Raw genomic sequence first — 21,971 nt, 5'->3', positions numbered from 1 at the left:
TCATACCGGCACGGCCAGGTACTTGTAATCGAGGAACTCCTCGATGCCGACCCGGCCGCCCTCCCGGCCCAGCCCCGACTGCTTGACACCGCCGAAGGGCGCCGCCGGATTGGACACCAGGCCGGTGTTGAGGCCGACCATGCCCACCTCCAGCCGATCTCCGACGCGCAACGCACGGCTCAGGTCCCGGGTGAACACGTAAGCGACCAGCCCCCACTCGGTGTCGTTGGCGGCCCGTACGACCTCGTCCTCGTCGTCGAACGTCAGTACGGCCGCCACCGGCCCGAAGATCTCCGTGCTCGTGAGCCTGGAGCCCGGGTCGACGCCGGTGAGGACGGTGGGTGGGTAGAAGCAGCCGGGACCGGCCGGGGTCTCGCCACCGATCAGCACCTTCGCGCCGCGTTCGACGGCATCGGCGACCAGGTCGGCGACCTTGGCCCGGCCCGCCTGGTCGATGAGCGGGCCGACGTCGACACCGGGCTCTGTGCCCGGCCCCACGACCAGCGACCCCATGCGCTCGGCGAGCCGTACCGCGAACTCGTCCGCGACGGAGGTGTGCACGAAGAAGCGGTTGGCGGCGGTGCACGCCTCGCCCATGTTGCGCATCTTCGCCACCATCGCGCTGTTCACGGCGGTGTCCAGGTCGGCGTCGTCGAAGACGATGAACGGCGCGTTGCCGCCCAGTTCCATGGAGGTGCGCACGACGGTGTCGGCGCACTGGGCCAGCAGCGTGCGCCCCACCTGTGTGGATCCGGTGAAGGACAGCTTGCGGATGTGCCCGCGGCGCAGCATCGGCTTGATCAGCTCGCCGGCGTGGGAGGTGGTGACGACGTTCAGCACGCCGTCGGGCAGGCCGGCCTCCCGCAGGATGGCGGCCAGCGCCAGGCTCGACAGCGGCGTCTGCGGTGCCGGCTTGAGCACCATCGTGCAGCCTGCGGCGATGGCCGGGCCGATCTTGCGCGTGCCCATGGCGAGCGGGAAGTTCCACGGGGTGATCAGCAGGCAGGGCCCGACCGGGCGCCGTGAGAGCAGCATCCGGTTGCGGCCGTCGGGCAGCGTGCCGTACGCCCCCTCGATCCGTACCGCCTCCTCGGAGAACCAGCGGAAGAACTCGGCCGCGTAGGCCACCTCGACGCGTGCCTCCGCGAGCGGCTTGCCCATCTCGGAGGTCATGATCATGGCCAGCTCGTCGGTGCGAGAGATGATGATCTCGTACGCCCGGCGCAGGATCTCGCTGCGGGCGCGCGGTGCGGTGCGCGCCCATTCTTCTTGCGCGGCGACCGCCGCCTCCTCGGCGCGCCGCCCGTCCTCGGGGCCGGCGTCGGCCACGTGGCAGAGGATCTGGCCGGTGGCGGGGTCGTCGACGGGCATGGTGGCGCCGGAGGCGGCATCGGCCCACTGGCCGGCGATGAACAGCCGCTTCGGCACCCGTTCGATGGGTGAGGACATTATGAGCCTGCCTTTCGTTCAGCTGTTGTGTCTGTCTGCGTCTCGGGCGCCGGGTCGAGCAGTTCCGCCAGGTGCAGGGCGGCGATGCCCCGGTCCGCGCCGAGGTGCTCGACCTGGGTGGCGCAGCCGAATCCGTCGGCCACAACCACCCCGTCGCGCATTTCGTCCAGCCTGGGGCGCAGGGCCAGGCCGGCGACGGCCATGGAGGTGTCGTAGTGCTGGGCCTCGAAGCCGAAGTTGCCCGCCAGGCCGCAGCAGCCCTCCGCCTCGGCGACCTCCCGTACCCCGAGGCCGCGCAGCAGGTCACGCGGCCGGTGCCCGGGGAACTGGGCGTATTCGTGGCAATGGGTCTGCAGGACGACCCGGTCGGGCAGCGGGGGCGGCTCCCATCCGGCCGCGGCGAGTCCGTCCAGGGCAGCGGTGAGTGTATGGACCCGACGCGCCACCCTTTCGGCGGCCTCGGTGCCGAGCAGCCTGGGGAGGTCGTGGGCGAGTGCGGCCGCGCAGCTGGGCTCGGGCACCACGATCGGCAGCGTCGCGTGCGGACCGCTGGAGCTCGCGTCGAGCCGCGCGACCGTGCGCTCCATGACGCGGCGCGCCACGGTCAGCTGGCCGGTGCTGATCCAGGTCAGCCCGCAGCACAGACCTGCTTGTGGCGCGGCCGGCACGCCGGCGGCGGCGAGAACCCGGGAGGTGGCCGCCGCCACGCCTGGCCGGAACGCCGCGGTGAAACTGTCGATGAACAACACCGCCTCGGGCTCCCGCGCGCCTGGGGGAGTAGCGGCGAGGGCGGCGCGCAGGGCCTTCCGGGGGGCGAACGCGGGCAGCCGTCGCTGCGGCGCGATGCCGCCCAGCCGGGCTAGCAGCCGCCCGGCCGGGCCGCGTAGCAGCGCGTTGACCGGCCCGGCCGCCAGGGTGGCCACACGCGCGGCCGCAGGCAGCCAGCCCAGGGAGTAGTGAGCACGGGGCCGCGGCCGGCCGCGGTAGTGCCGGTGCAGGAACTCCGCCTTGTAAGTGGCCATGTCAACGCCCGTGGGGCAGTCGGTCGAGCAGGCCTTGCACGACAGGCACAGGTCGAGCGCGTCACGTACCTCCCGCGAACGCCAGCCGTCGGTGACGGTCTCGCCACGCAGCATCTCCTGCAGCACGCGCGCCCTGCCACGCGTTGAGTCGCGCTCGTCCCGGGTGGCGCGGTAGCTGGGGCACATGACGCCGCCCGCATTGGAACGGCAGCGGCCGACGCCCACGCAGCGGCGCACCGCCCCGGCGAAACCGTCGCTGTCCTGCGGGAAGAGCGTCAGGGTCGGCCACGCCCGCGCGCCGGGCGGCGTGTCGAGCGCCAGGTCGGCGTCCAGCGGCGCCGGGGCGACGATCACGCCGGGGTTGAGCAGCCCCTCCGGATCGAAGACCTGCTTGACGGCCGCGAACAGCTCCAGCATGCGCCGCCCGTACATCACTTCCAGCAGCTCGCTGCGGGCGCGGCCGTCGCCGTGCTCTCCCGACAGAGTTCCGCCGTGCCCGGTGACCAGCGTCGCCGCCTCGCGCAGGAACCGCCGCGCCGCCGCCCTGCCGCCGTCCGTGGACCAGTCGAAGTCGATGCGCACGTGGACGCAGCCGGCTCCGAAGTGCCCGTACACCACGCCGCCCAGCCTGTGCGCCGCCAGCAGGGCGCGGAAGTCTCGCAGGTAGGCGGCGAGGTTCGCCGGCTCGACGGCCGCATCCTCCCAGCCCGGCCACGACTCGCCACCGTCCACCAGGCGGGCGGCCAGACCGGCGCCGTCCTCGCGAACCCGCCATAGTGACCTGCGTTCGGCATCGCTCTCCACCACCCGACCGGCCATCAGCCGCCCGCGCGAACGCAGTACGCCGAGCAGGTCGCGCGCCCGCGCCGCGACCGCCGCCGTCCCATCGGGCGCACCGCCGTCACCGCCGTCGCCGTCCAGTTCGACGTACAGCCAGGCCCGCCCGTCCGGCAGGCCGGTGACCGAGCCGGGGCCGCGGCGGGAGCGCATGGTGGCGACGATGGCCTCGTCCATGCCTTCGACAGCGGTGGGCGACCAGTGCAGGATCTCCGGCACGTCCTCGGCGGCGGCGACCACGTCGTCGTAGCCGAGCACGAGCAGGGCGGTGGCCGAAGGCTGCGGCACCAGGCGCACGGTGGCCCCCGTGACCAGCACGCAGGTGCCCTCGGTGCCGACGAGAGCGCGGGCGACGTCGAAACCGCGTTCGGGCAGCAGGTGCTGGAGCTGGTAGCCGGAGACCTGCCGCGGAATGCGGCCCAGCTCGGTGCGGATCGGCGCGAGATTCTCCTCCACGAGCCGCCGCAGGTCCTTCTCCAGCCGCGCGATCCGCTCGCCGTCGGCAGGGTCGGCGGCACGCAGCCCGCCGCGCTCGGCGTACGCCACGACGCCGTCGGCCGTCACGATCTCCAGGGACTCCACGTGCGCGCTCGTGCGTCCGTGCCGGACCGACCGGTTGCCGCACGCGTCGTTGCCGATCATGCCGCCGAGGGTGCAGCGGCTGTGCGAGGACGGGTCGGGGCCGAACGTCAGCCCTTCGCGTGCGGCCAGCGCGCGCAGGTCGTCCAGGACGACACCGGCCTCCACGCGGGCGGTGCGCGTGCGGGGGTCGAGGTCCAGGACGCGGCGCATGTGGCGGGAGAAGTCCAGTACGACGCCCGGTCCGACGGCGTTGCCGGCCATGCTGGTCCCGCCGCCGCGTGCGGTGACGGGGATTCCGAGTTCGTGGCAGGCCCGGACGACGGCGCGCACGTCGCCGGCCGACCGGGGGAAGGAGACGGCCAGCGGCGGCACCCGATAGTTGGAGGCGTCGTAGGCGTACTGCGCGCGCCGGCCCACGTCCGTCTCCACGTCCAGCCCGGGAACGGTCCGCCCGAGCACATCCAGCAGCTCTCGGGCGGATGCGGGCCGGTGGGACACGCGCGAGGCGTCGCCGGGCCTGCCGGTCATCTGCCGGACACTCCGGCCTGCACCGCCGCGCTCCAGGCGCGGAGTCCCTCGTCCACTCCCGCCTCGTCGATGACCAGCGCCGGGATCATGCGCACGACGTTGTTCCAGGCGCCGCACAGGAGCAGCAAGAGTCCTTCCTCGATGGCGGCCTGCTGGATGCGGGCGGCGATCTCGGGAGCGGGACGGCCGTCCTCGGTGACGAATTCGCCGGCCAGCATCAGGCCGAGCCCGCGCACGTCGTCGATGCAGGAGTGCTCGGCGGCCACCTCCTCCAGCCCGGCGCGCAGTCGCTTGCCCATGGCCTCGGCGTTCTCCACGAGGCGTTCCTCGCGGACCGTGCGAAGAGTGGCGACGGCGGCCGCGCAGGCGACGGCGTTGGCGCCGTACGTGCCGCCCTGCGACCCCGGCCAGGCACGGCTCATGAGCTCTTCGGAGGCCGCGATGCCGGACAGCGGGAAGCCGCTGGCCAGGCCCTTGGCTGTGACCAGGATATCCGGGGCGACGCCGAAGTGCTCGTGCCCCCAGAACCGGCCGGTGCGGCCCACGCCCGTCTGCACCTCGTCCATGACGAGCAGGAACCCGTGCCGGTCCGCCCGTTCCCGCAGCCCTTCCATGAAGGCGCGGGTCGCGGGCACGTACCCGCCCTCGCCGAGCACGGGCTCCACGACGACCGCCGCGGTGTCGGCCGGTGAGGAGATGGTCTGCAGCACGTAGTCGAGCTCCTGGAGCGCGAAGCGGGTGGCGGTCTCCTCGTCCCAGCCGTACCTGTATGCGGCAGGGAACGGGGTGACCACCACGCCAGGCATCAGCGGCGCGAATCCCGAACGGAAACGGGTGCCCGAGGTGGTCATGGAGGCGGCCGCCACGGTACGGCCGTGGAAGCCGCCGTGACAGACCACGATGTTGGGCCGGCCGGTCGCCTGGCGGGCCAGGCGCAGGGCTGCTTCCACCGCCTCGCTGCCCGAGTTGGTGAAGAACAGACTGTCCAGCCCTGCCGGGAGCACTTTGCCCAGTTCGGCGACCAACTGCTGGAGCGGCTGGTGCATGACGGTCGTGTATTGACCGTGGATGAGCGTGGCGACCTGTTCCTGGGCCGCGGCGACGACCCGGGGGTGGCAGTGGCCGGTGCTGGTGACCCCGATGCCGGCGGTGAAGTCCAGGTAGCGACGGCCGTCCTCACCGTACAGGTGGACTCCCTCACCGCGGACCGCCACCACGGGGGTCGCCTGGCGGAGGTGCGGCGACAGATTGGTCATACTCGTCTCCCAGACTGCTGGTCGTCGGTCGCGTTGGCATCCGAGCATCGCCGAGCCGCAATGGCCGAACAACGGATGATGTGTCCGCCCCGCGACCCCTCTCTGGACAAAGTGTCAACCTGCCGTTTCAGCACGTCACCCGGGTCACGTACCGTGAGGAGCCATGACAGGAGCACCGGATCAGGTCCCATCGCCGGCCGCGGCGCCGGTGCGCGGCCGCGTGCTCACCGTCGCCGAAGTGCTTGCCCTACCCGTCATGGCGGCCGGCCGGCCCCAGGTGGTCGCGGGCGAGTCGCAGCTCGGGCGCTCGATCCGCTGGGTGCACATCACAGAGCTGACCGACCCGGCCTCCTTCCTCAAGGGGGGCGAGCTGGTCCTGACCACGGGCATGCCGCTGCCCCGCGAACCGGCGCTGGTGCGGCGCTACGTCGACGAGCTGGCCACGGTCGGCGCCGCCGGCCTCGTTCTGGAACTCGTCCGGCGCTACCACCGCCCGCCCGAGGAACTGGTGCGCGCATGCAGAGCACATGATCTGCCGCTGGTGCTGCTGTCCAGGGACGTCAACTTCCTGGAGGTCACCCAGGTCGTCCACGAGCTCCTGCTCGGCAACCAGGTGGAGACGCTGCGCCGGACACAGGAGATTCACGAGACGTTCACCGGCCTGACCTTGAGGGGCGCCGGGGCCGCAGAGGCGATGCGCGCCGCAGCCGAGATGAGCGGCCGGGCGGTCGTGCTGGAGAACCAGGCACACCAGGCGCTGATCTGCGAGCCGTCGGCCCGCACCGTGGAGGAAGTCCTCACGGATTGGGAGCGGCGCTCCCGCGCGACGCCGCCGACCGACTCCGCGGCGGTGAGCGGCCCCGAAGGATGGCTGGTGTGCCCGGTGGAATACCGAGGGGAGCGCTGCGGGCGCGTGGTCATGCTGCCCGACCGCACCGCCGTGGAGCCCGCCTTCGCCGAGGTGGACACGTCGGTGCTGGAACGGGCGGCGATGTCTCTGGCGATTTCCCGCCTCATCCACCCGGCAGCCTGGGAGCGCGGAGCGCACCGCGGGGCCCTGCTGGACCTCGCCGAGCAGCGTTATCGGACCGCGGGCGAGGCAGCGGTCCGCACGGCGGCGCTCGGCCTGCCCGCCCGCGACTGCCGGTACGTCGTGGTCCTCGTGGACCTGCCCGGCGACGAGTCCGGCGTGAGCGTCGCAGAACTCGAGGAAAGCCTGGTGAAGGAGGTTACGGTGGCCGGCGTCCCCGCGCTCGTGGGTGAGCTGGGCGCCGGACGGATCGGTGTGCTGCTCGGTCTGCGGCACACCAAGCAGTGGAGGCCCGCGGTCGAGCTGATCGGCCGCGCCGCCATGGAACTGGCCCCGCAAGCGGTTGTGAGTGTCGGCTCGGACGTGGCCGACCTCTCCCAGGCCGCGCGGTCCTTCCGGGACGCCTCTCACGTCGCGGAGTCGGCCCTACCCGGCACGTCTCCCCGCAAGCCGTACTACGAGCTGTCGGACATCGGGCTGCGGCAGCTGCTTTACGCGCTGCGCTCGGACGTACGCCTCCAGGGCTACGTGGAGCGCCAGGTGGGCCGGCTCATCGACTACGATCACCGGCACAACACGGATCTGGTGTCCACGCTGCGCCACTACCTGGACGCCGCAGGCAACAAGACGGTCGCCGCCCAGGCGGCGGATCTGTCGCGGCAGACGCTCTACCAGCGGCTGCACATCATCGAGCGGCTGCTCGGCTCCGACCTGGAGTCCGGGCAGCGACGCACCGAGCTGCACGTGGCCCTGACGGCCCTCGACGTCCTTCGCCTCGGCTCCCGCTGAATGGCAGGGGTTGGTTGAAAGCGAAACAGTTAAGTTAGGCTAACCTTATCGCGATCAATTCGGACCAGGCACCACAGGACTGCTCTTATGCGCACAATCCCCCTCCGCGTCGCCGCGGCGCTGCTCCTTACTCCACTACTCGCCGGCTGCTTCTCGGATGGCTCCGCCGGCAGGGGCGGGGCCCGGTCCGAACAGCGCATCAGAGTCGCCCTGGCCGTGCCACCGGCCCAGGCCCTCTCCCCGTACAGCAACGACGCCACGGTGCTGAGCAAGCTCTCCGTCGTCGAAGGCCTGACCAGGCTCGACGCCGACGGCACCGCGAAGCCCGCACTCGCCGCTTCCTGGAAACAGGCCGACGACACCACCTGGACCTTCGAACTACGCGACGCCCAATTTCAGGACGGGACGAAGGTCACCGCCGAAGCCGTCGCGAACGCCCTTGCACACGCCTCCGACGCCGAGCCGGCACCGCGCGTGCTGAGTGACATCGAGCTGACCGCCAAGGCGCAGGACGCCCACACCGTGGTACTCACCACCGGCACCGTCGACCCTGTCCTGCCGCTGCGCCTGGCCTCTCCCGCCCTGGGCATCCTCTCCCCGAAGGCATATGGATCCAACGGCGCCGTCAGCCCGATCGGTGCCGGCACCGGCCCCTTCAAGATCACTAAGCTCAGCGGCAAGACCCAAGCCACCCTTGACCGCTTCGACGGCTACTGGGGCGGCAAGGCCAAGGCCGCCGGCATCGACGTCTCGTGGATCGCCGACGGCACCGCTCGCGCCAACGCCCTGCGCGGCGGGTCTGTCGACATCGCCGAGTGGATCCCCACCTCCCAGGCCCAGCTCCTGGCACCCGGAACCCTCCACGAGGTCCCGTCCACCCGAACCGACAGCCTGCTGCTCAACACCGGCAGCGGCGTCTTCCGGGACGCCGCGATGCGCGCCGCCGCCCGCGAGGCCGTCGAGCCCACCGCGCTCGTGGACAGCGTCTTCGGCGGCTACGCCGACGCCGCCCAGGGACTGTTCGGCCCCGCCATGTCCTGGACCCGGGACAAGCATGTCACCGTCCAGCACATCGTGAAGGCCGCCACCGCCGAGCAGGTCAAGCAGCAGACCGGCGGCACAGCCATCACACTGGCCACCTACACCAATCGCACCGAACTGCCCGAGGTCGCCAGCGTGCTCCAGCAGCAACTGGAGAAGGCCGGATTCACCGTGAAGCAGGACGTCCGTGAATATTCGCAGATGGAGGCCGATCTGCTCGCAGGAAAGTACGACGCGCTGGTCTTCTCCCGGGTGACGCTCCTCGACACCGGCGACCCGGTCGCCTACCTGGCCAGCGACTACACCAGCAAGGGCTCCTACAACATCACCCGGCTAGCCGAACCGGCCGTCGACCGGGCCATTTCGGCCGCCGCCGAGTCCGGCGCCGGCACGCGCCAGGACAAGGTGATGGCCGCCGAAGCCGCCGTCCTGTCCACCGACGCCGTCGTGCCGCTCATCCACGAAAAAGTCCTGCAAGGTATCTCCACCGACGTCGAAGGCGCCATCCTTGATCCGCGCGAGCGCTCCTTGGTAGGCCTCGACACCCGGCTGAAGTAGCCGAAGCGGTCACGAGAGCGCGTCCCCACGTGAGCCTCACTAGAGCCGACTCGCGGCTCCGCCCGCCGGCCCGCGGCCGGTCCCGCGGCTCCGACGGCCGTTGGGCCGGCCTATTCGGTGCTCTGTTCGCCGGGGCCGGGCTGCTGGCCGTCATCGCCCTGCTGCCCTGGATCTCCGGTACGGATGCGGCGCTCACCGTCCTGCGTGCCCGTTCCGGCGAGCAGGACCCGTCCCCCGAGGCACTGGCCGCCGTACGTGAACAACTCGGTCTGGACGCCGGTCCGGTGGCCGCCCTCCGCCACTGGCTGGGAGCTCTGGTACGTGGCGACGCGGGGACCTCCTGGGTCTCCGGCGAGCCGGTGGCGCCCGCCCTCGGCACCGCGCTCGGTGTCTCACTCACCCTCACCTCGGCCGCACTCCTGGTCACCCTCGCCGTCGCCGCGATGGTCTGCGCCCGGACGCTGTGGCTGGGCGCCCATCGCCGGCTCACCCGCAACAGGGCCGGAATCGGCGCGGCGGTGGTGGCAGCACTGCCCAAGTTCCTGCTCGCAGCCGTGCTCTCCACCGTCCTCGGCGTGCACCTGGGCTGGTTTCCGCCGTACGGCTGGGAGGGGCCGTCGTCGATGGTGCTGCCCGCGCTCGCCCTCGGTGTGCCCTCCGGCGCGATGATCGGCGGACTGCTCGACCAGGCGCTGCCCGCCGCGTTCCGTGAGCCCTGGACCCGTGCGGCGACCGCCAGTGGAATGCCGCCTGGCTGGATCATGCGTGCCGCGCTGCGCCGCACGGTGCCCGGCGTACTCCCGCAACTGCTGCCCACCGTGGTCAGCCTGGCCGGGGGCGCGGTCGCCGTCGAGAAGATCTACGCAATTCCCGGCCTCGGCATGCTCACCCTCGATGCCGCCATCGCGCAGGACCTGCCCGTCCTGCAGAGCGGAAGCCTCGCCCTGATCCTGCTCGGCACCGGCGCGGGACTGCTCGTACGCTTGGCACGACGCGCCATGCTCGGCCCAGCTCTACGCGAGGGGGCGCTGCCGTCGCTACCCCTGCCCGGTCTGCATAGTGGACGCGCGCTGCCTGCCGTGGCCGTCGGGTGCGCCCTGCTGCTCGCCACCGTCGTCGGGCTCGGGCTGTTGCGTGACCCCATCCAGGTGGACACCGCCGCGCGGCTGCTGGCGCCCTCGTACGAGCATCCGTTCGGCACCGACGCGCTCGGGCGGGATCTGCTTGCCCGGCTGGGGCACGGCGCACTCCGGACCACGGCGCTGGCCTTCGCCGTCACCGCCGTCAGCCTTGTCCTCGGTGTGCTCGCCGGACTGGCGCGCCAGGTCACGGCCGGTCTGACCGACATCGTGTCCACCTTGCCGGTGATACTGGCGGGCCTGCTGGTCACCGCCGTAACCGGACCGTCGGCGCTCGGCGCGGCGCTGGCCGTCTGCCTCGTCGGGTGGAGCCCGTACGCCGCCCAGACCGCCGCTCTGTTGGAGCAGGAACGCGCCGCAACGCACATAGCCGCCTCCCTCGCCCTGGGGGCGAGCCGCCGCCACCTGATCCGGCGTCATCTGTTGCCCGCCCTGGTCCCGCCACTGCTGCGCAACGCCCTGCTGCGGCTGCCGACCGTCGTCCTCGTCCTCGCCTCCCTCGGCTTCCTCGGGCTCGGCGAGCAGCCGCCCGCACCTGAATGGGGGCGGTTGCTGTCGGAGAACCAGTCATACGCGGAGCTCGCGCCGTGGACGGTTCTCGGCCCGGCCGTCGCACTCTCCCTTCTGGCAGTGCTCGCCGTCGCGGCGACCGCACTGCTGAGTCGCGCCGGCCGACGAGCGTGAACCCCTTTCACTCGCCGCGGGTGAGCTATCTGGTGTTCCGGCTGGAGCGCTACATCCGGGGCCGCCTGAACGAAGCCCTCGCCCGGCCCCTCGCCACGCGCTGAAGGGACCCGGCGCTTGTCAGGCTTGTGGCCTGGTCCGACTCAGCAGCCACCGGAGGATGGACCCGTCCTCGTACGCAGGCCCGTACGCCGCGTGGTAGTCCGGAAGCGAGAATGCCGTGTCCTCGTACTCGGTGTACCGCAACAGGGTCTCGATCTGCTCGGATGTCTTGCCCCGCGCGGTGTACGCGTCCCGCAACAGCGTCCGCGTCGTGCGAGCCAGGTTGATGTTCAGCAGGTGGTCGTGCACGCCGTGGGTGACCCACAGCGGGATCTCCGCGGCCGCGATGGCCGCCGCCTGCTCGGCGTTGACCGCGAAGCCGCCGGTCACCAGCCCGCCGGCGAACAGGTCCGGCCGCTTGGCGAACGCGTTCCACAGCAGCTGCGAGCCGTAGGAGACGGTGGTGGCGTAGACCCGCCGCTTGTCCACGGCGAAGTCCTTGAGGAACTGGTCCAGCAGCTTGACCAGCAAATCGGCCTCGGCCGGGCTGCCCACGCGCTGGTGCTGCGGGGCGAGCACGATGACGTCCTCCGTGCTGCCGGTCCACTCGGGCTGCAGCCAGGCGGTCGCGGGGATGTCCGCGGCCACCTGTACGAGCAGGTTGTCGCCGTCCCAGCCCATGCCGTGCCCGGGCAGCACGACCATCAGCGGGTACCTCTTCGCCGGGTCGTAGTTCTTCGGCAGGTGGTAGTGGTACGGCAGCACCATCCCGCCGGACAGGTACGAGCCGTACCGGAACTCGTCCACGAGGAGGTTGACCGGCTTCTCGGTCACTTTTCTGGAGGTGTCCGGGGTTGCCCTGGCCAGCAGCGGGCCCTTGCCGATCCCGAGGCCGGGCTTGCCGTACACGTCCTTGCGCTGCACCACCTGGGTGGGCAGGTCCGGGTTCACTTTCACCGTGCACAGGAAGGTCGGGCACTTGGAGACGATCACCGTCCAGCCCGCGTTCTGCTCCGGATCGAGTTCGACGATGACGTACCGGCCGCGGCCGGACCGGCCGTGTGGGTCGAGCGCGGGCTCGTCGTTGGTGTAGATCCGCGTCACCGTGCGGTCCGCGCGTTTCGGCAGGTCTTCCGGCGGGTTGAAGCGGAAGTTGTAGATGCTGTCGGAGACCGTGAACGTGTCGCGGTCCAGCGTCCGTGGGTTGACGGTGTCCTTGTACTCGACGGCCACGGCGGCGACCTTCTGCCCGAAGGTGTAGACCTTCGTGATCGCCGTGACGCTCTGGATACCCGCCCGGGTGTGCGCGGACGGTGACGCCGACGCCGGCGTGGCCGTCGTGGTTAAGAGTCCGGCCGCCATGAGGGTGGCGATTAGCCGGCGGGTGGTCATGTGGGTGACCTCCACTGCGTTTCGGGTGGCTGATGAGACGCCGCGGACCACCGGCAGCTGAACGGTGGTGGTCGCGGCGGTGGGACCGGGGCGGACGAAGCCGCCTTCGACGCTAAATCGGGTTAGCCGTACTATCACGGCCGGTCCCGCTCCTGTCAAGGCACGGCTTGGGCCGCACGGACGGCCTGGCCGGCGGGGACGCGACATGGGAGACCCGCGGCTTCGGTGACGGCGTTCGCGACGTTCACCTGCTCGCGGGTCGTCAGCCGGCTATTTGAGACAGTCCGTTGTCAGGCGGTGAAGCGTGCGGGGCGGCGCTGCGGCCATGGGTCCAGCGTTTCCAGGGCGGAGGCGAGGTGGATGAGCACGGCCTCGTCCCAGGGACCGGCCACGAGCTGGGCGCCGATGGGAAGGCCGGCGGGGGAGGTGTGCAGGGGCAGGGTGACAGCGGGCAGGCCGGTGATGTTGCAGACCGCGGTGAAGGAGATCATCTGGGTTTCGGTGACCCGCAGTCCGTCGGGGTTGTCGTTGGCCTCTTGGAGGACGGCGTCGACGGGTGGCGGGGGGCAGGCCATGGTCGGGGTGAGCAGGACGTCGAAGTCGCGGCCCCACTGGGCGACGACGGCGCGGGATTCGAGTTGCAGGCGGAACGCGGCCTGTACGTACTCGCCGGAGTGCCTGGCCGCCGCGCGCTCCATCCGGCGGCGCAGATGCGCCTCGGCCAGCTCGGGCCGGTCGTAGGGCATGGCCCACAGGTTGGCGTCCAGCACGGTCTGCGCGTACCCCGCGATGGTCTCCTCGCTGAAGAACCGGGGAGCGACGGGGAAGACGTCGTGCCCGAGGGATTCCAGGAGCCGCGCCGCCCGCTCGGCCGCCTCGACGCACACGGGGTCCACCGGCATGCCGGTGGGCGCCTGAGTGAGCAGGCCGACGCGCAGCCGCCCGCTGTCGCGCCCCACCTCCTCGGCGAAGGGGCGCTCCGGCGCCGGCGCCTGGTACCAGGCCAGCCGGTCCGGCACGGACATGACGTCGAGCAGCGCGGCGGCGTCGCGCGTGTAGCGGGTGACGGCTCCCTCGACGGTGGCGTGCTCCCATGCCGCCACTTGCTGCGGCACCCGCCCTCTGCTGGGCTTGAGCCCGACCAGGCCGCAACTGGACGACGGCATGCGGATGGAGCCGCCGCCGTCGTTGGCGTGCGCCACCGGGCTCAGCCCGGCCGCCACCGCGGCCGCCGCGCCGCCACTCGACCCGCCGGGGCTGCGGGACGGGTCCCAGGGGTTGCGGGTGCTGCCGAAGCGGCGGTTCTCCGTGGTGGACAGCAGGCCCATTTCCGGACTGTTCGTACGCCCCATGAGCAGGAATCCGGCGTCAAGGAACCGCTCGACCACGGGCTCGCTCGAAGGCCGTGGATGGTCGTTCACTCCCAGTGATCCGTAGGTGGCCGGTTGCCCCGCCACCTCGGTCAGCTCCTTGATCGGGATCGGCACTCCGTGAAAGGGCGGCAGGTCCGTGCCCTCGGCGACGGCCTGCTCGGCCCGCCGGGCGGCGGCGCGCACCTCGTCGTCATTACGCCAGACGAAGCAGGTGAGGCCGGGATCGTAGCGGTCGATCCTGCGCAAGTAGGTGTCGACGATCTCGACAGGGCTCAGCTCTCGTTTGCGTACGGCTGTGGCGAGGTCGACGGCGGCGGCGAAGGGATCCATATCAGCTCCAAACAGGCAATTCAGCGGACCATGAGCAGCTCGTCGAGCCGCTGACGGGTTTCCTGGCCGACCGGCGCGTCGAGCACGACCCGGCCCGCCACCATGACGACGGCGCGGTGGCAGTGATCGAGCAACAGCCCGGCATGCTGGTCGACGACGATCACGGCGACGCCGTGCGCGGCGACGGTGGCCAGCGCGGCCAGCACCTCGCTCACGAGTGAGGGCTGCAGGCCCTGGGTCAGCTCGTCGATCACTATCATGCGCTGCCCGGCCAGGATCGACCGCGCCACCCCGAGCTGCTGTTTCTGCCCGCCGGACAGGGTGCCGGCCGGCTGGCCGGCCCGCTCGGTCAGCAGCGGGAAGAGCTCCCGCGGGTCGATGGCCGGGACGAACCCCTTCCGCGTGGCCAGCCGGAGGTTCTCGGCTACGGTCAGCGACGGGAAGACGCCGCGGTCCTCGGGCATGAGGGCGGCGCCCCGCCTGGCGAGCAGGTCGGGACGGCCCGGCGGCACGGGACGGCCGTCGAAGACGACCTCGCCGCCCTGCCGGTCGGCCAGGCCGAAGACCGTGCGCAGCAGCGTCGTCTTGCCCGTGCCGTTCCGTCCCAGCAGCGCGACCACCTCGCCCGCCGCGACCTCCGTGGTCACTTCGCGGACCACGTTCGCCTGGCCGTATCCGCCGGACATTCCGCTCAGCGTCAGCATCGGCCCGCTCCCAGGTACGCCTCGCGCACAGCCGTGTCGGCCACGATGTCGTCCATGGGGCCGTGGGCGATGATCCGGCCGCCGTGCAGTACGACGACGTCGTCAGCGAGCTCCCTGACGATCTCCATGTCGTGCTCGACGACGAGCATGGCGCAGCCGGTCCGTACGGTGACCTCTTTCAGCTCCTGCGTCAGCCGTCGGGCGTCCTGCCGTCCCATGCCCGCCGTCGGCTCGTCCAGCAGGACCAGCCTCGGGGCGCCTGCCAGCACCATGGCCATTTCCAGGCGGCGGCGGTCGGCCAAGGGGAGGGTGCCCGCCTCGATCGCGTCGTTCGTCACCAGATCCTCGTACTCCTCGGGCAGCTCGGCCAGGACCGGCGCCTCCATGCGCGCCAACCGGATGTTGTCGGCGGGGGACAGCGCCGTGAAGACGCTGGGGATCTGGAACATGCGGCCCAAGCCCATGCGTACCCGGCGGTGCACCGGTACGGCCGCCGCGTCCCGGCCGAAGATGCGCAGTGTGCCTGCGTCGGCCGCGAGCTGGCCGGCGACGATGGCCAGCAGCGTGCTCTTGCCCGCGCCGTTGGGCCCGATCAGGCAGACACACCGGCCCGGCGGTACGACGAGGTCCACGCCGTCGAGGACTCGGACGGGGCCGAAGGACTTGGCGATCCCCTCCAGGCGCAGCGCGGCGTCGCGACCGGCCGCGGGCGGCGTATCGGCCCGCTGGTCCAGGGAGACGGCCGCGGGCGATGTCCTCCTGTCCCGGGAGGCGGCCGGGGGCAGTGCCACGCCGGGCCTGCCGCCCGACAGCCAGGAGCGGGCGAGCCCGGCCAGCCCGGCCGGCGCGACCTGAACGACCAGGACGAACAGGGCGGCGAGCCCCAAGACGTACCAGCCCAGCCAGGCGGTGCCCAGGATCTGCTGGCCGGTCGTGAGCGCCACCGCGCCGAGCAGCGGGCCCAGCGTCGACTCCCGGCCGCCCAGGGCGAGCCAGACCAGGACGCTGGTCGACAACCCCAGGCCGAACACGGGCGGCGACACCAGTCCGGCCACGGGGGCGTACAAGGCACCGGCGATCGTCGACACGACCGCGCTCGCGGCGAAGGCGGTCGAGCGGACGCGGACGGTGTCGATGCCCGACTGCGCGGCACGTTCCGGATTCCGGGCCGCCGCCGTCAGGCGCGCCCCGAACCGGCTGCGGACGATCAGCAACGTGCACAGCCCCACCACCACGACGACCGCGACCAGTGTCCGGTAGTAGGTGGACACGATGTCCGAGGTGGACACCGGCAGGCCGTTGGTCCCGTTGGTGAGCGACGTGAGCGTGGTGGCCGCCTTCTGAAGGAGCAGGCTGACCCCGAGCGTCAGCAAGATCAGCGGCGCGTCGGGTACCCCGGACGCCAGGCCGATGCGGACCACGACCAGCGTGATCACCGCCGCCGCCGCAAGCGCCACGGCCAGCGCGAGCATCAGGGGGATGCCGTGCCGCTCGCTCAGCGCCACCGCGTAGGCGCCGCAGCCGAAGAAGGCGGCGTGGCCGACGCTGAGGAGGCCGGCCCGTCCCCAGGCCAGATCCAGCCCGTACGTGAACAGCCCGAAACACAGCCCGAGGGTCAAGGTGGCAACGGCGAAGGCGCTGAGCCCGAAAGGCGCCGCCGCCAGGGCCACGATCAGCAGCGCGGTGACGGCGCCTGCCAGGCGAGGAGCGCTCACGGGCAACCCTGCTTGGCCACGGTGTCGGTGATCTGGCCGAGGTTACGCGTCACCGCGTAGGCGCCGCCCGGCCCGATGGTGGTCTCCAGCATGTCCGCCTGAAGGAGGTGGTTGGCCGGCTCGAAGTACGTGCCCTTGCCCAGCGGCGAGTCGAACCGCATCCGCCCGATCTCACTGTTGATCGCCTTGGGGTCGTTGCGGCCGGCCTTGCCCGCGGCGGCGAGGAAGAACTGGACGCCGAAGTAGGCGTTGCCCGCGACCTCGGGAATGGGTTGCGTCCACTTGTAGGCGGCCCGGTAATCGGTCACGAACTTCTTGCTCTCGGCGTGGTCGAGCCGATCGGTCCAGCGCACGACGTGGGTGCGCCCGTTCACCAGATCGCTGAGCGCCGGATAGTAGTCGGCGTCCAACGGCGCGCCGTCGTAGCCCAGCTCGCCGCGGAACAGCCCGAACTGCTGGCCCTGCTTGCTGAAGGCCACCGCGTCCGCGCCGACCACCATCGACAGCAGTACGTCCGGCTTGGCGTCCTTCAGCCTGGTGATGACCGACTGCCAGTCCGTCTGGCCGAGCGGGCTGTACTCCTCCGCGACGATCGTCCCGCCGGCCGACTTGGCGACCTCTTTGACGATGCCGGCGTAGAAATGCGGATAGTTGTAGTCCGACCCGGCGATGGCGACCCGCTTGCCGTGCTTGCGAATCAGCTTGGGAACGCTCGGGAGGAGGATCTGGCGGGTGGACTCGCCGAAGCCCCACGCGTAGCGGAAACAACGCTCGTTGTCGCCCAGGATGGCGGTGCCGAACGGCACCTCGGAATCGTTCGCGACCTTGCTCACCGCTTCCGCGGTGTCGCCGGTGATGGTGCCGAACAACATCGACACGCGGTCCTGCTGGATGAGCTTGCGGGCCAGCTGCGTGGAGGTCGCCGGGTCGCCCGCATCGTCGGTGACCACGTACTCGACCTTCTTGCCGTTGACCCCTCCGCTGTCGTTGACCTTCCGCACGCCGAGCTCGAAGCCGCGCTGGAGCGCCTTGCCCGTCTCGCTCACCGGGCCGGTGAGCGGGAGGACCACCCCGATCTTCAATGGCGCGCCGGTGTCGCCGGCGGCGCTGGACACGGCCGAGCCGCTGCACGCCGCCAGCGAAAGCAGGGCCGCCGCGGCCGTCGTGGCTACGGCCGCGCGGGAGTAAGGATGCGACGGGACCATGAGAGCAACCTCCGTACGTAGGAACGCGACCGGAGCGCCGCGGTCCCGATGACGACGATGTAGAAGAGCACGTCGGCGAGAGTGTCGGTGAGCCAGGTACGCAGCAGCACGGCCAGCGCGGCCACCAGGAACGCCGCGGCCACCGCACTCCCGAGTGCCCCGGGGCGGCTGAACAGCAGCGCGAAGAACATGGGCACGAGCAGCCCGAAGCCCATCGTCGGATTCACCGCGAGCAACGGGCTGTACAGTGCCCCGGCCAGCACCGCCAGCAGTCCGCCGGCGACGAAGGCCGCGATCCGCATCCGGCGCGGATCGGTGCCCAGCAGCGCCGCCATCGTGGGATTGTCCGCGAGCGCGCGCAGCGTGAGCCCCCAGCCCGTCCGGTAGGTCACCAGCAGGACGACTCCGATGACCGCCACCGCGACCAGGCCGGCCACCAGGCGGTAGGCCGGATAAGACGTGCCCAGCAGCTCGACCGTGCCGCCCACGGGATCGGCCACCGACCGGGACGTGGAGGTGAACAGCAGCTCGGCGCCCTGCCGCAACGCCATGCCCACACCCCAGGTGACCAGCATCGTGGCCAGGCCGTCGGCCAGCGGACGCCGCAGCAGCGCTCGCTCGATCACCATGAGCGGCAGGACGCACAGCACGAGAGCCAGCAGCACCCGCCAGCCGAACGCGGCGCCGGTGACGGTCGCGACGACGTACGCGCCGGTCATCGCCAGGTCGCCCTGGGCGAGGTTCACCACCCGCAGCGCCGCGAAGATGATCGCGACGCCGAGAGTGAGCAGGCCGTACAGCCCGAACTGGCCCACGATGGCGAGCAGAACGTCCACGCCGGGGTCCGCCTTTCACCTGAGGAATGTTCAGATGATCGCCATCAGGCGGTGGGCGAATTGGTGTGGCAGCGCACACTTGTGGTCTTCCAGCGCCCGGCCCGACACTGGAGCATGCGCAACGGCCGGTGAAGGAGGGCCATGCCCATCGAGCACAGGCCGGACGGCACCCTCGTCTACGGCTATCTCGACACGGCCGCACGTCAGGGGGCGGGTGCCTCTGACGCGGTTCTCGTCCGGGACGAGGATCGTCCCTACCAGGCGGAGACGAGGCCGTACCGCCTCGGCGCGCTGGGCGCGTGCGAGATCACCGGCGAGGACCGGGTCCGGGTGAGCTCCCTGCGGTCAACGGCCGCTCCGGCGGGCGACCACCTGCTCGGACTCCTCCGGGACGGCAACGGCCGGCTGGAACAGGACGGCCGCCTCGCCTCGCTGTCCACCGGCGAGTTCCTGCTCTACTCCGGCTCGCGGCCGTTCCGGCTGGAATTCGACGGCCCCTACCGCTACTTCCTGATCAGGCTCTCCACGGCCGCGTTCAGCATCTCCCGCGGCTTCACCGCCAACCGCGACATCCTCGGGCCGCCCAGCGCGCGCATCCTGGGGGCCATGCTGATGGAGCTGGCCGACCAGGCGGCGCGGCTGGGCCCGCTGGCCGGCCACGAGCTGGGACACCACGTCACGGCCGTGCTCAGAACGGTGCTGCACGAGTCGTCCCGGCCGACCCCGCCCGGCGACGGCGCCGCCCTGCTGGAGCGGGTCCTGGACCACATCGATCGCCATCTGAGGGACGACCTGCCGCCCGCCGCGATCGCCGCCGCCCACCACGTCTCGGTGCGCTACCTGCACAAACTGTTCCAGCAACAGGGCCACACCGTCAGCGACCACGTACGCCGCCGCCGACTGGACCGCATCCGCCAGGACCTCGCCGACGCCGCACTGGCCCACCTGCCCGCCCAGACCATCGCGGGTCGCTGGGGCATCAAGGACCCCAGCCACTTCAGCAAGCTGTTCCGATCGGAATACGGGCTCTCACCCCGCGAATTCCGGCGCGAGGCGATCGCCGGCCGCCCGGACTGACGTGGGCCGCAACCCCTAGTAGCGCTCGGCCGCTTCAGCTCGGGGTGCGCCTGACAGTCGCGCGCTGGCCTCGGCCGCGGCGTCCATCACGGCGGGAACGAGCGCATCGTCTGCCTTGACGCCGAGCTGGACCACTCCGAGGCTCGCCGTCGCCCAGTCCGACACCTGGATGGGCGCGGCAATGCCGACCGCGCCAGGCTGGATCATGCCCACCGTGACGGCGTAGCCGCGCTCACGCGCCAGCCGGACGTCTTCGGTGTCGCCGGCGCTCGGCGGCCGGCCGGCGAGGATCGCCACCCCGTCGGCGCCGACGTTGAGGGGGTGGCGCGCCCCTTCCCGCATCGCCAGGTGGAAGGTGCTGTTCAGAGGTTCCGCCGTCACGAGGATGAGCGCATGATCTCCGTCGGCAACGCTCAGTAGCGCGGTGCTGCCGGTCTGCTCGCTAAGCTTGCGCAGAATGGGCCATATCGTGGTCTGGAGCCGTGGTTGGAGGCGTCCGGCCAGTTCAGCGATGCCGAACCCGAGGACGTACCTCGCGCCCTCTCGGCTCACGAGATCGTGGGCCTCCAGAGTGCGCAGCAAGCGGTAAACGATGGCCCGGGCAGTGTGGAGCCGTTCGGCGATGTCGGCGGCCGTCAGGCCGTCCTCGCTCCTGGCCAGCAATTTGAGCACGGTCAAACCGCGGTCGAGTGTCTGAGATGTCTCCCCGCCCGTTGCAGCCACGACAGCTACTCACCCTCCTTTCCAGGCGCACATGGTGTCACATGTCGGCGTGCGGTGCCGTCTTGACGGTCATCCGGCGCCGTGACTATCGTGCGCGTACGACTATCGGCCAAAAAGAACGGTAATCGAACATGATAGTACGTGCTGAAGCCGAGCGCCTGGCCCTGAAGGTCCCCACCGAGCCGTACTACGCGGGACGGTGGGGTGTCACGCGAGGTGTGGGCACGTTCGACGTGGTCGATCCCGTGACAGAGCGACGGCTCATGACGGTTCAGGCGGCCGGTCCCGCCGAGGTCGACTCGGCCGTCTCCTTCGCGCGATCAGCCTTGGACGACGGCGCGTGGGGACGGATGGATGGTGCCACCAGGGGCCGGTTGCTCAACCGGGTGGCAGACCTGCTCGAGGAGCGCAGCGAAGAATTCGCGGCACTGGAGTCGCTCGACGTCGGCAAGCCGGGCTTCGAGCCCCGCGCGATCGATCTTCCCCAGTCGGTCCGGACCTTCCGCCACTTCGCCGGCTGGGCGGACAAGCTGGAGGGACGCTCCATCCCGACGTCCGGCTACATGGGACGGCCCACGGTCAGCTACACGGTCCGTGAACCGGTCGGGGTCGTCGCCGCGATCACGCCGTGGAACTCGCCGACGATGATCGCGGCATGGAAGATCGCACCCGCCCTCGCCGCGGGGTGCGCGGTCATCCTGAAGCCTCCGGAGGAGGCGCCGCTGACATCGCTGCTGCTGGCGTCACTGATCGAAGAGGCCGGATTCCCTCCCGGGGCGTTCAGTGTGCTTCCCGGCCGTGGAAGCGTGACCGGCCAGCTCCTCATCGATCACCCGGGCGTCGACAAGATCTCCTTCACCGGAAGTCCTGAGACGGGCTACAAGGTGGCCGTCGCTGCGGCGAAGGGCTTCCGTCGCATCACCCTCGAACTGGGTGGGAAAAGCCCGCAGATCGTCTTCGCGGACGCCGACCTTGACGCGGCGGCCGACGGCGTGGCGGTCGGCATCTTCGCCAACCAGGGGGAGGTGTGCGCCGCAGGCAGCCGCATTCTCGTGGCCCGCGCCTTCTACGACGAGGTCGTGGAACGTCTGGTGACCAGGGCGCGCGGCGTGAAGGTCGGCGATCCGTTCGATGAGGGCACGACGATGGGAGCTCTCATCAACGCGCGGCAGCTCGAGCGAGTGTCCCGATACATCGAGGCGGGCGTCGCGGGCGGCGCACGGTGCGTCGTCGGGGGCGGCCGGCCCGGACGTCCGGGCTACTTCGTCGAACCGACCCTGTTCGCCGACGCGACGAACTCGATGACCATCGCCCGAGAAGAGATCTTCGGCCCGGTCGGCACGATCATCCCGTTCGATTCCGAGGAGGAGGCGGTCGCGATCGCCAACGACTGCGACTACGCGCTGTCCGCCACCTTGTGGACCTCGGACGTCGGCCGCGCGCACAGGGTGTCGCGCGGCGTCAAGGCGGGTGCGGTCGCGGTGAACGGCTGGTCTCCGCTCGACCCGAGCCTTCCCTGGGGAGGTTTCAAGCTCAGCGGTCAAGGCCGGGAGCTGGGGTGGGCGGGCATCGAGGCGAACACCGAAGAGAAGACCGTGACGATCGTTCTCTGACCTCCGCGGGTCGTCCTGCCGGGAACGCAGGCGGCCGCTCCTTCCC

General features: G+C 71.2%; 15 protein-coding genes. 5 read left to right on the top strand and 10 right to left on the bottom strand.

Features of this window, described 5'->3' with window-relative positions; all coding sequences use genetic code 11:
* From ACTWPT_RS44105 to ACTWPT_RS44095, 3 genes are read right to left on the bottom strand one after another with little or no spacing between them, the layout of a single operon-like run.
* On the bottom strand, positions 1–1,449 hold the full coding sequence (locus tag ACTWPT_RS44105; RefSeq protein WP_443183512.1) for an NAD-dependent succinate-semialdehyde dehydrogenase: 1,449 nt from the start codon (positions 1,447–1,449) through the stop codon (positions 1–3).
* Complete coding sequence (locus ACTWPT_RS44100) at positions 1,449–4,418, bottom strand: FAD-binding and (Fe-S)-binding domain-containing protein (protein WP_443183511.1); 2,970 nt, start codon at positions 4,416–4,418, stop codon at positions 1,449–1,451. Before ACTWPT_RS44100 ends, ACTWPT_RS44105 begins: the two co-directional genes overlap by 1 nt.
* The gene (locus ACTWPT_RS44095; RefSeq protein ID WP_443183510.1) at positions 4,415–5,674 is read right to left on the bottom strand and encodes an aspartate aminotransferase family protein; all 1,260 of its coding nucleotides are present in this window, start codon (positions 5,672–5,674) and stop codon (positions 4,415–4,417) included. The genes ACTWPT_RS44100 and ACTWPT_RS44095 overlap by 4 nt, the downstream gene beginning before the upstream one ends.
* A gap of 163 nt (positions 5,675–5,837) precedes the next feature.
* Here ACTWPT_RS44095 and ACTWPT_RS44090 point away from each other — a divergent pair, with 163 nt between their 5' ends.
* From ACTWPT_RS44090 to ACTWPT_RS44080, 3 genes are all read left to right on the top strand, one after another.
* On the top strand, positions 5,838–7,493 hold the full coding sequence (locus ACTWPT_RS44090) for a PucR family transcriptional regulator (protein WP_443183509.1): 1,656 nt from the start codon (positions 5,838–5,840) through the stop codon (positions 7,491–7,493).
* Positions 7,494–7,580: 87 nt separating this feature from the next.
* Positions 7,581–9,092: an ABC transporter substrate-binding protein gene (locus tag ACTWPT_RS44085; RefSeq protein ID WP_443183508.1), complete on the top strand. Its 1,512-nt coding sequence runs from the start codon at positions 7,581–7,583 to the stop codon at positions 9,090–9,092.
* Between the two features lie 29 nt (positions 9,093–9,121).
* Positions 9,122–10,915, top strand: a complete 1,794-nt coding sequence (locus ACTWPT_RS44080; protein WP_443183507.1) for an ABC transporter permease subunit — start codon at positions 9,122–9,124, stop codon at positions 10,913–10,915.
* 120 nt (positions 10,916–11,035) lie between these two features.
* On the opposite strand, the gene ACTWPT_RS44075 is transcribed toward ACTWPT_RS44080, so the two are convergent.
* From ACTWPT_RS44075 to ACTWPT_RS44050, 6 genes are all read right to left on the bottom strand, one after another.
* Positions 11,036–12,349 (bottom strand): hypothetical protein, encoded by a 1,314-nt coding sequence (locus ACTWPT_RS44075; protein ID WP_443183506.1) that lies wholly within the window; start codon positions 12,347–12,349, stop codon positions 11,036–11,038.
* A gap of 290 nt (positions 12,350–12,639) precedes the next feature.
* Positions 12,640–14,052: an amidase gene (locus ACTWPT_RS44070; RefSeq protein ID WP_443183505.1), complete on the bottom strand. Its 1,413-nt coding sequence runs from the start codon at positions 14,050–14,052 to the stop codon at positions 12,640–12,642.
* 20 nt (positions 14,053–14,072) lie between these two features.
* Complete coding sequence (locus ACTWPT_RS44065; protein ID WP_443183504.1) at positions 14,073–14,756, bottom strand: ATP-binding cassette domain-containing protein; 684 nt, start codon at positions 14,754–14,756, stop codon at positions 14,073–14,075.
* Positions 14,750–16,471 carry a branched-chain amino acid ABC transporter ATP-binding protein/permease gene (locus ACTWPT_RS44060; protein WP_443183503.1) on the bottom strand — a complete coding sequence of 574 codons (1,722 nt, stop codon included), beginning with the start codon at positions 16,469–16,471 and terminating at the stop codon, positions 14,750–14,752. Before ACTWPT_RS44060 ends, ACTWPT_RS44065 begins: the two co-directional genes overlap by 7 nt.
* Positions 16,468–17,676 carry an ABC transporter substrate-binding protein gene (locus ACTWPT_RS44055; protein WP_443183502.1) on the bottom strand — a complete coding sequence of 403 codons (1,209 nt, stop codon included), beginning with the start codon at positions 17,674–17,676 and terminating at the stop codon, positions 16,468–16,470. The genes ACTWPT_RS44060 and ACTWPT_RS44055 overlap by 4 nt, the downstream gene beginning before the upstream one ends.
* Positions 17,640–18,512 carry a branched-chain amino acid ABC transporter permease gene (locus ACTWPT_RS44050; protein ID WP_443183501.1) on the bottom strand — a complete coding sequence of 291 codons (873 nt, stop codon included), beginning with the start codon at positions 18,510–18,512 and terminating at the stop codon, positions 17,640–17,642. The genes ACTWPT_RS44055 and ACTWPT_RS44050 overlap by 37 nt, the downstream gene beginning before the upstream one ends.
* 141 nt (positions 18,513–18,653) lie before the next feature.
* On the opposite strand from ACTWPT_RS44050, the gene ACTWPT_RS44045 reads away from it, so the two are divergent.
* Complete coding sequence (locus ACTWPT_RS44045) at positions 18,654–19,589, top strand: helix-turn-helix domain-containing protein (protein WP_443183500.1); 936 nt, start codon at positions 18,654–18,656, stop codon at positions 19,587–19,589.
* Between the two features lie 15 nt (positions 19,590–19,604).
* Here ACTWPT_RS44045 and ACTWPT_RS44040 read toward each other — a convergent pair whose 3' ends face one another.
* On the bottom strand, positions 19,605–20,312 hold the full coding sequence (locus ACTWPT_RS44040) for an IclR family transcriptional regulator (RefSeq protein WP_443183499.1): 708 nt from the start codon (positions 20,310–20,312) through the stop codon (positions 19,605–19,607).
* A gap of 131 nt (positions 20,313–20,443) precedes the next feature.
* On the opposite strand from ACTWPT_RS44040, the gene ACTWPT_RS44035 reads away from it, so the two are divergent.
* The gene (locus tag ACTWPT_RS44035; RefSeq protein WP_443183498.1) at positions 20,444–21,925 is read left to right on the top strand and encodes an aldehyde dehydrogenase family protein; all 1,482 of its coding nucleotides are present in this window, start codon (positions 20,444–20,446) and stop codon (positions 21,923–21,925) included.
* Positions 21,926–21,971 lie beyond the last annotated feature (46 nt).

It is taken from the genome of Nonomuraea sp. 3N208 (genome assembly GCF_052245935.1).
GTDB lineage: Bacteria > Actinomycetota > Actinomycetes > Streptosporangiales > Streptosporangiaceae > Nonomuraea.
The sequence above is the reverse complement of the archived record's forward strand: the minus strand, read 5'-3'. Positions and strand labels throughout refer to the sequence as shown.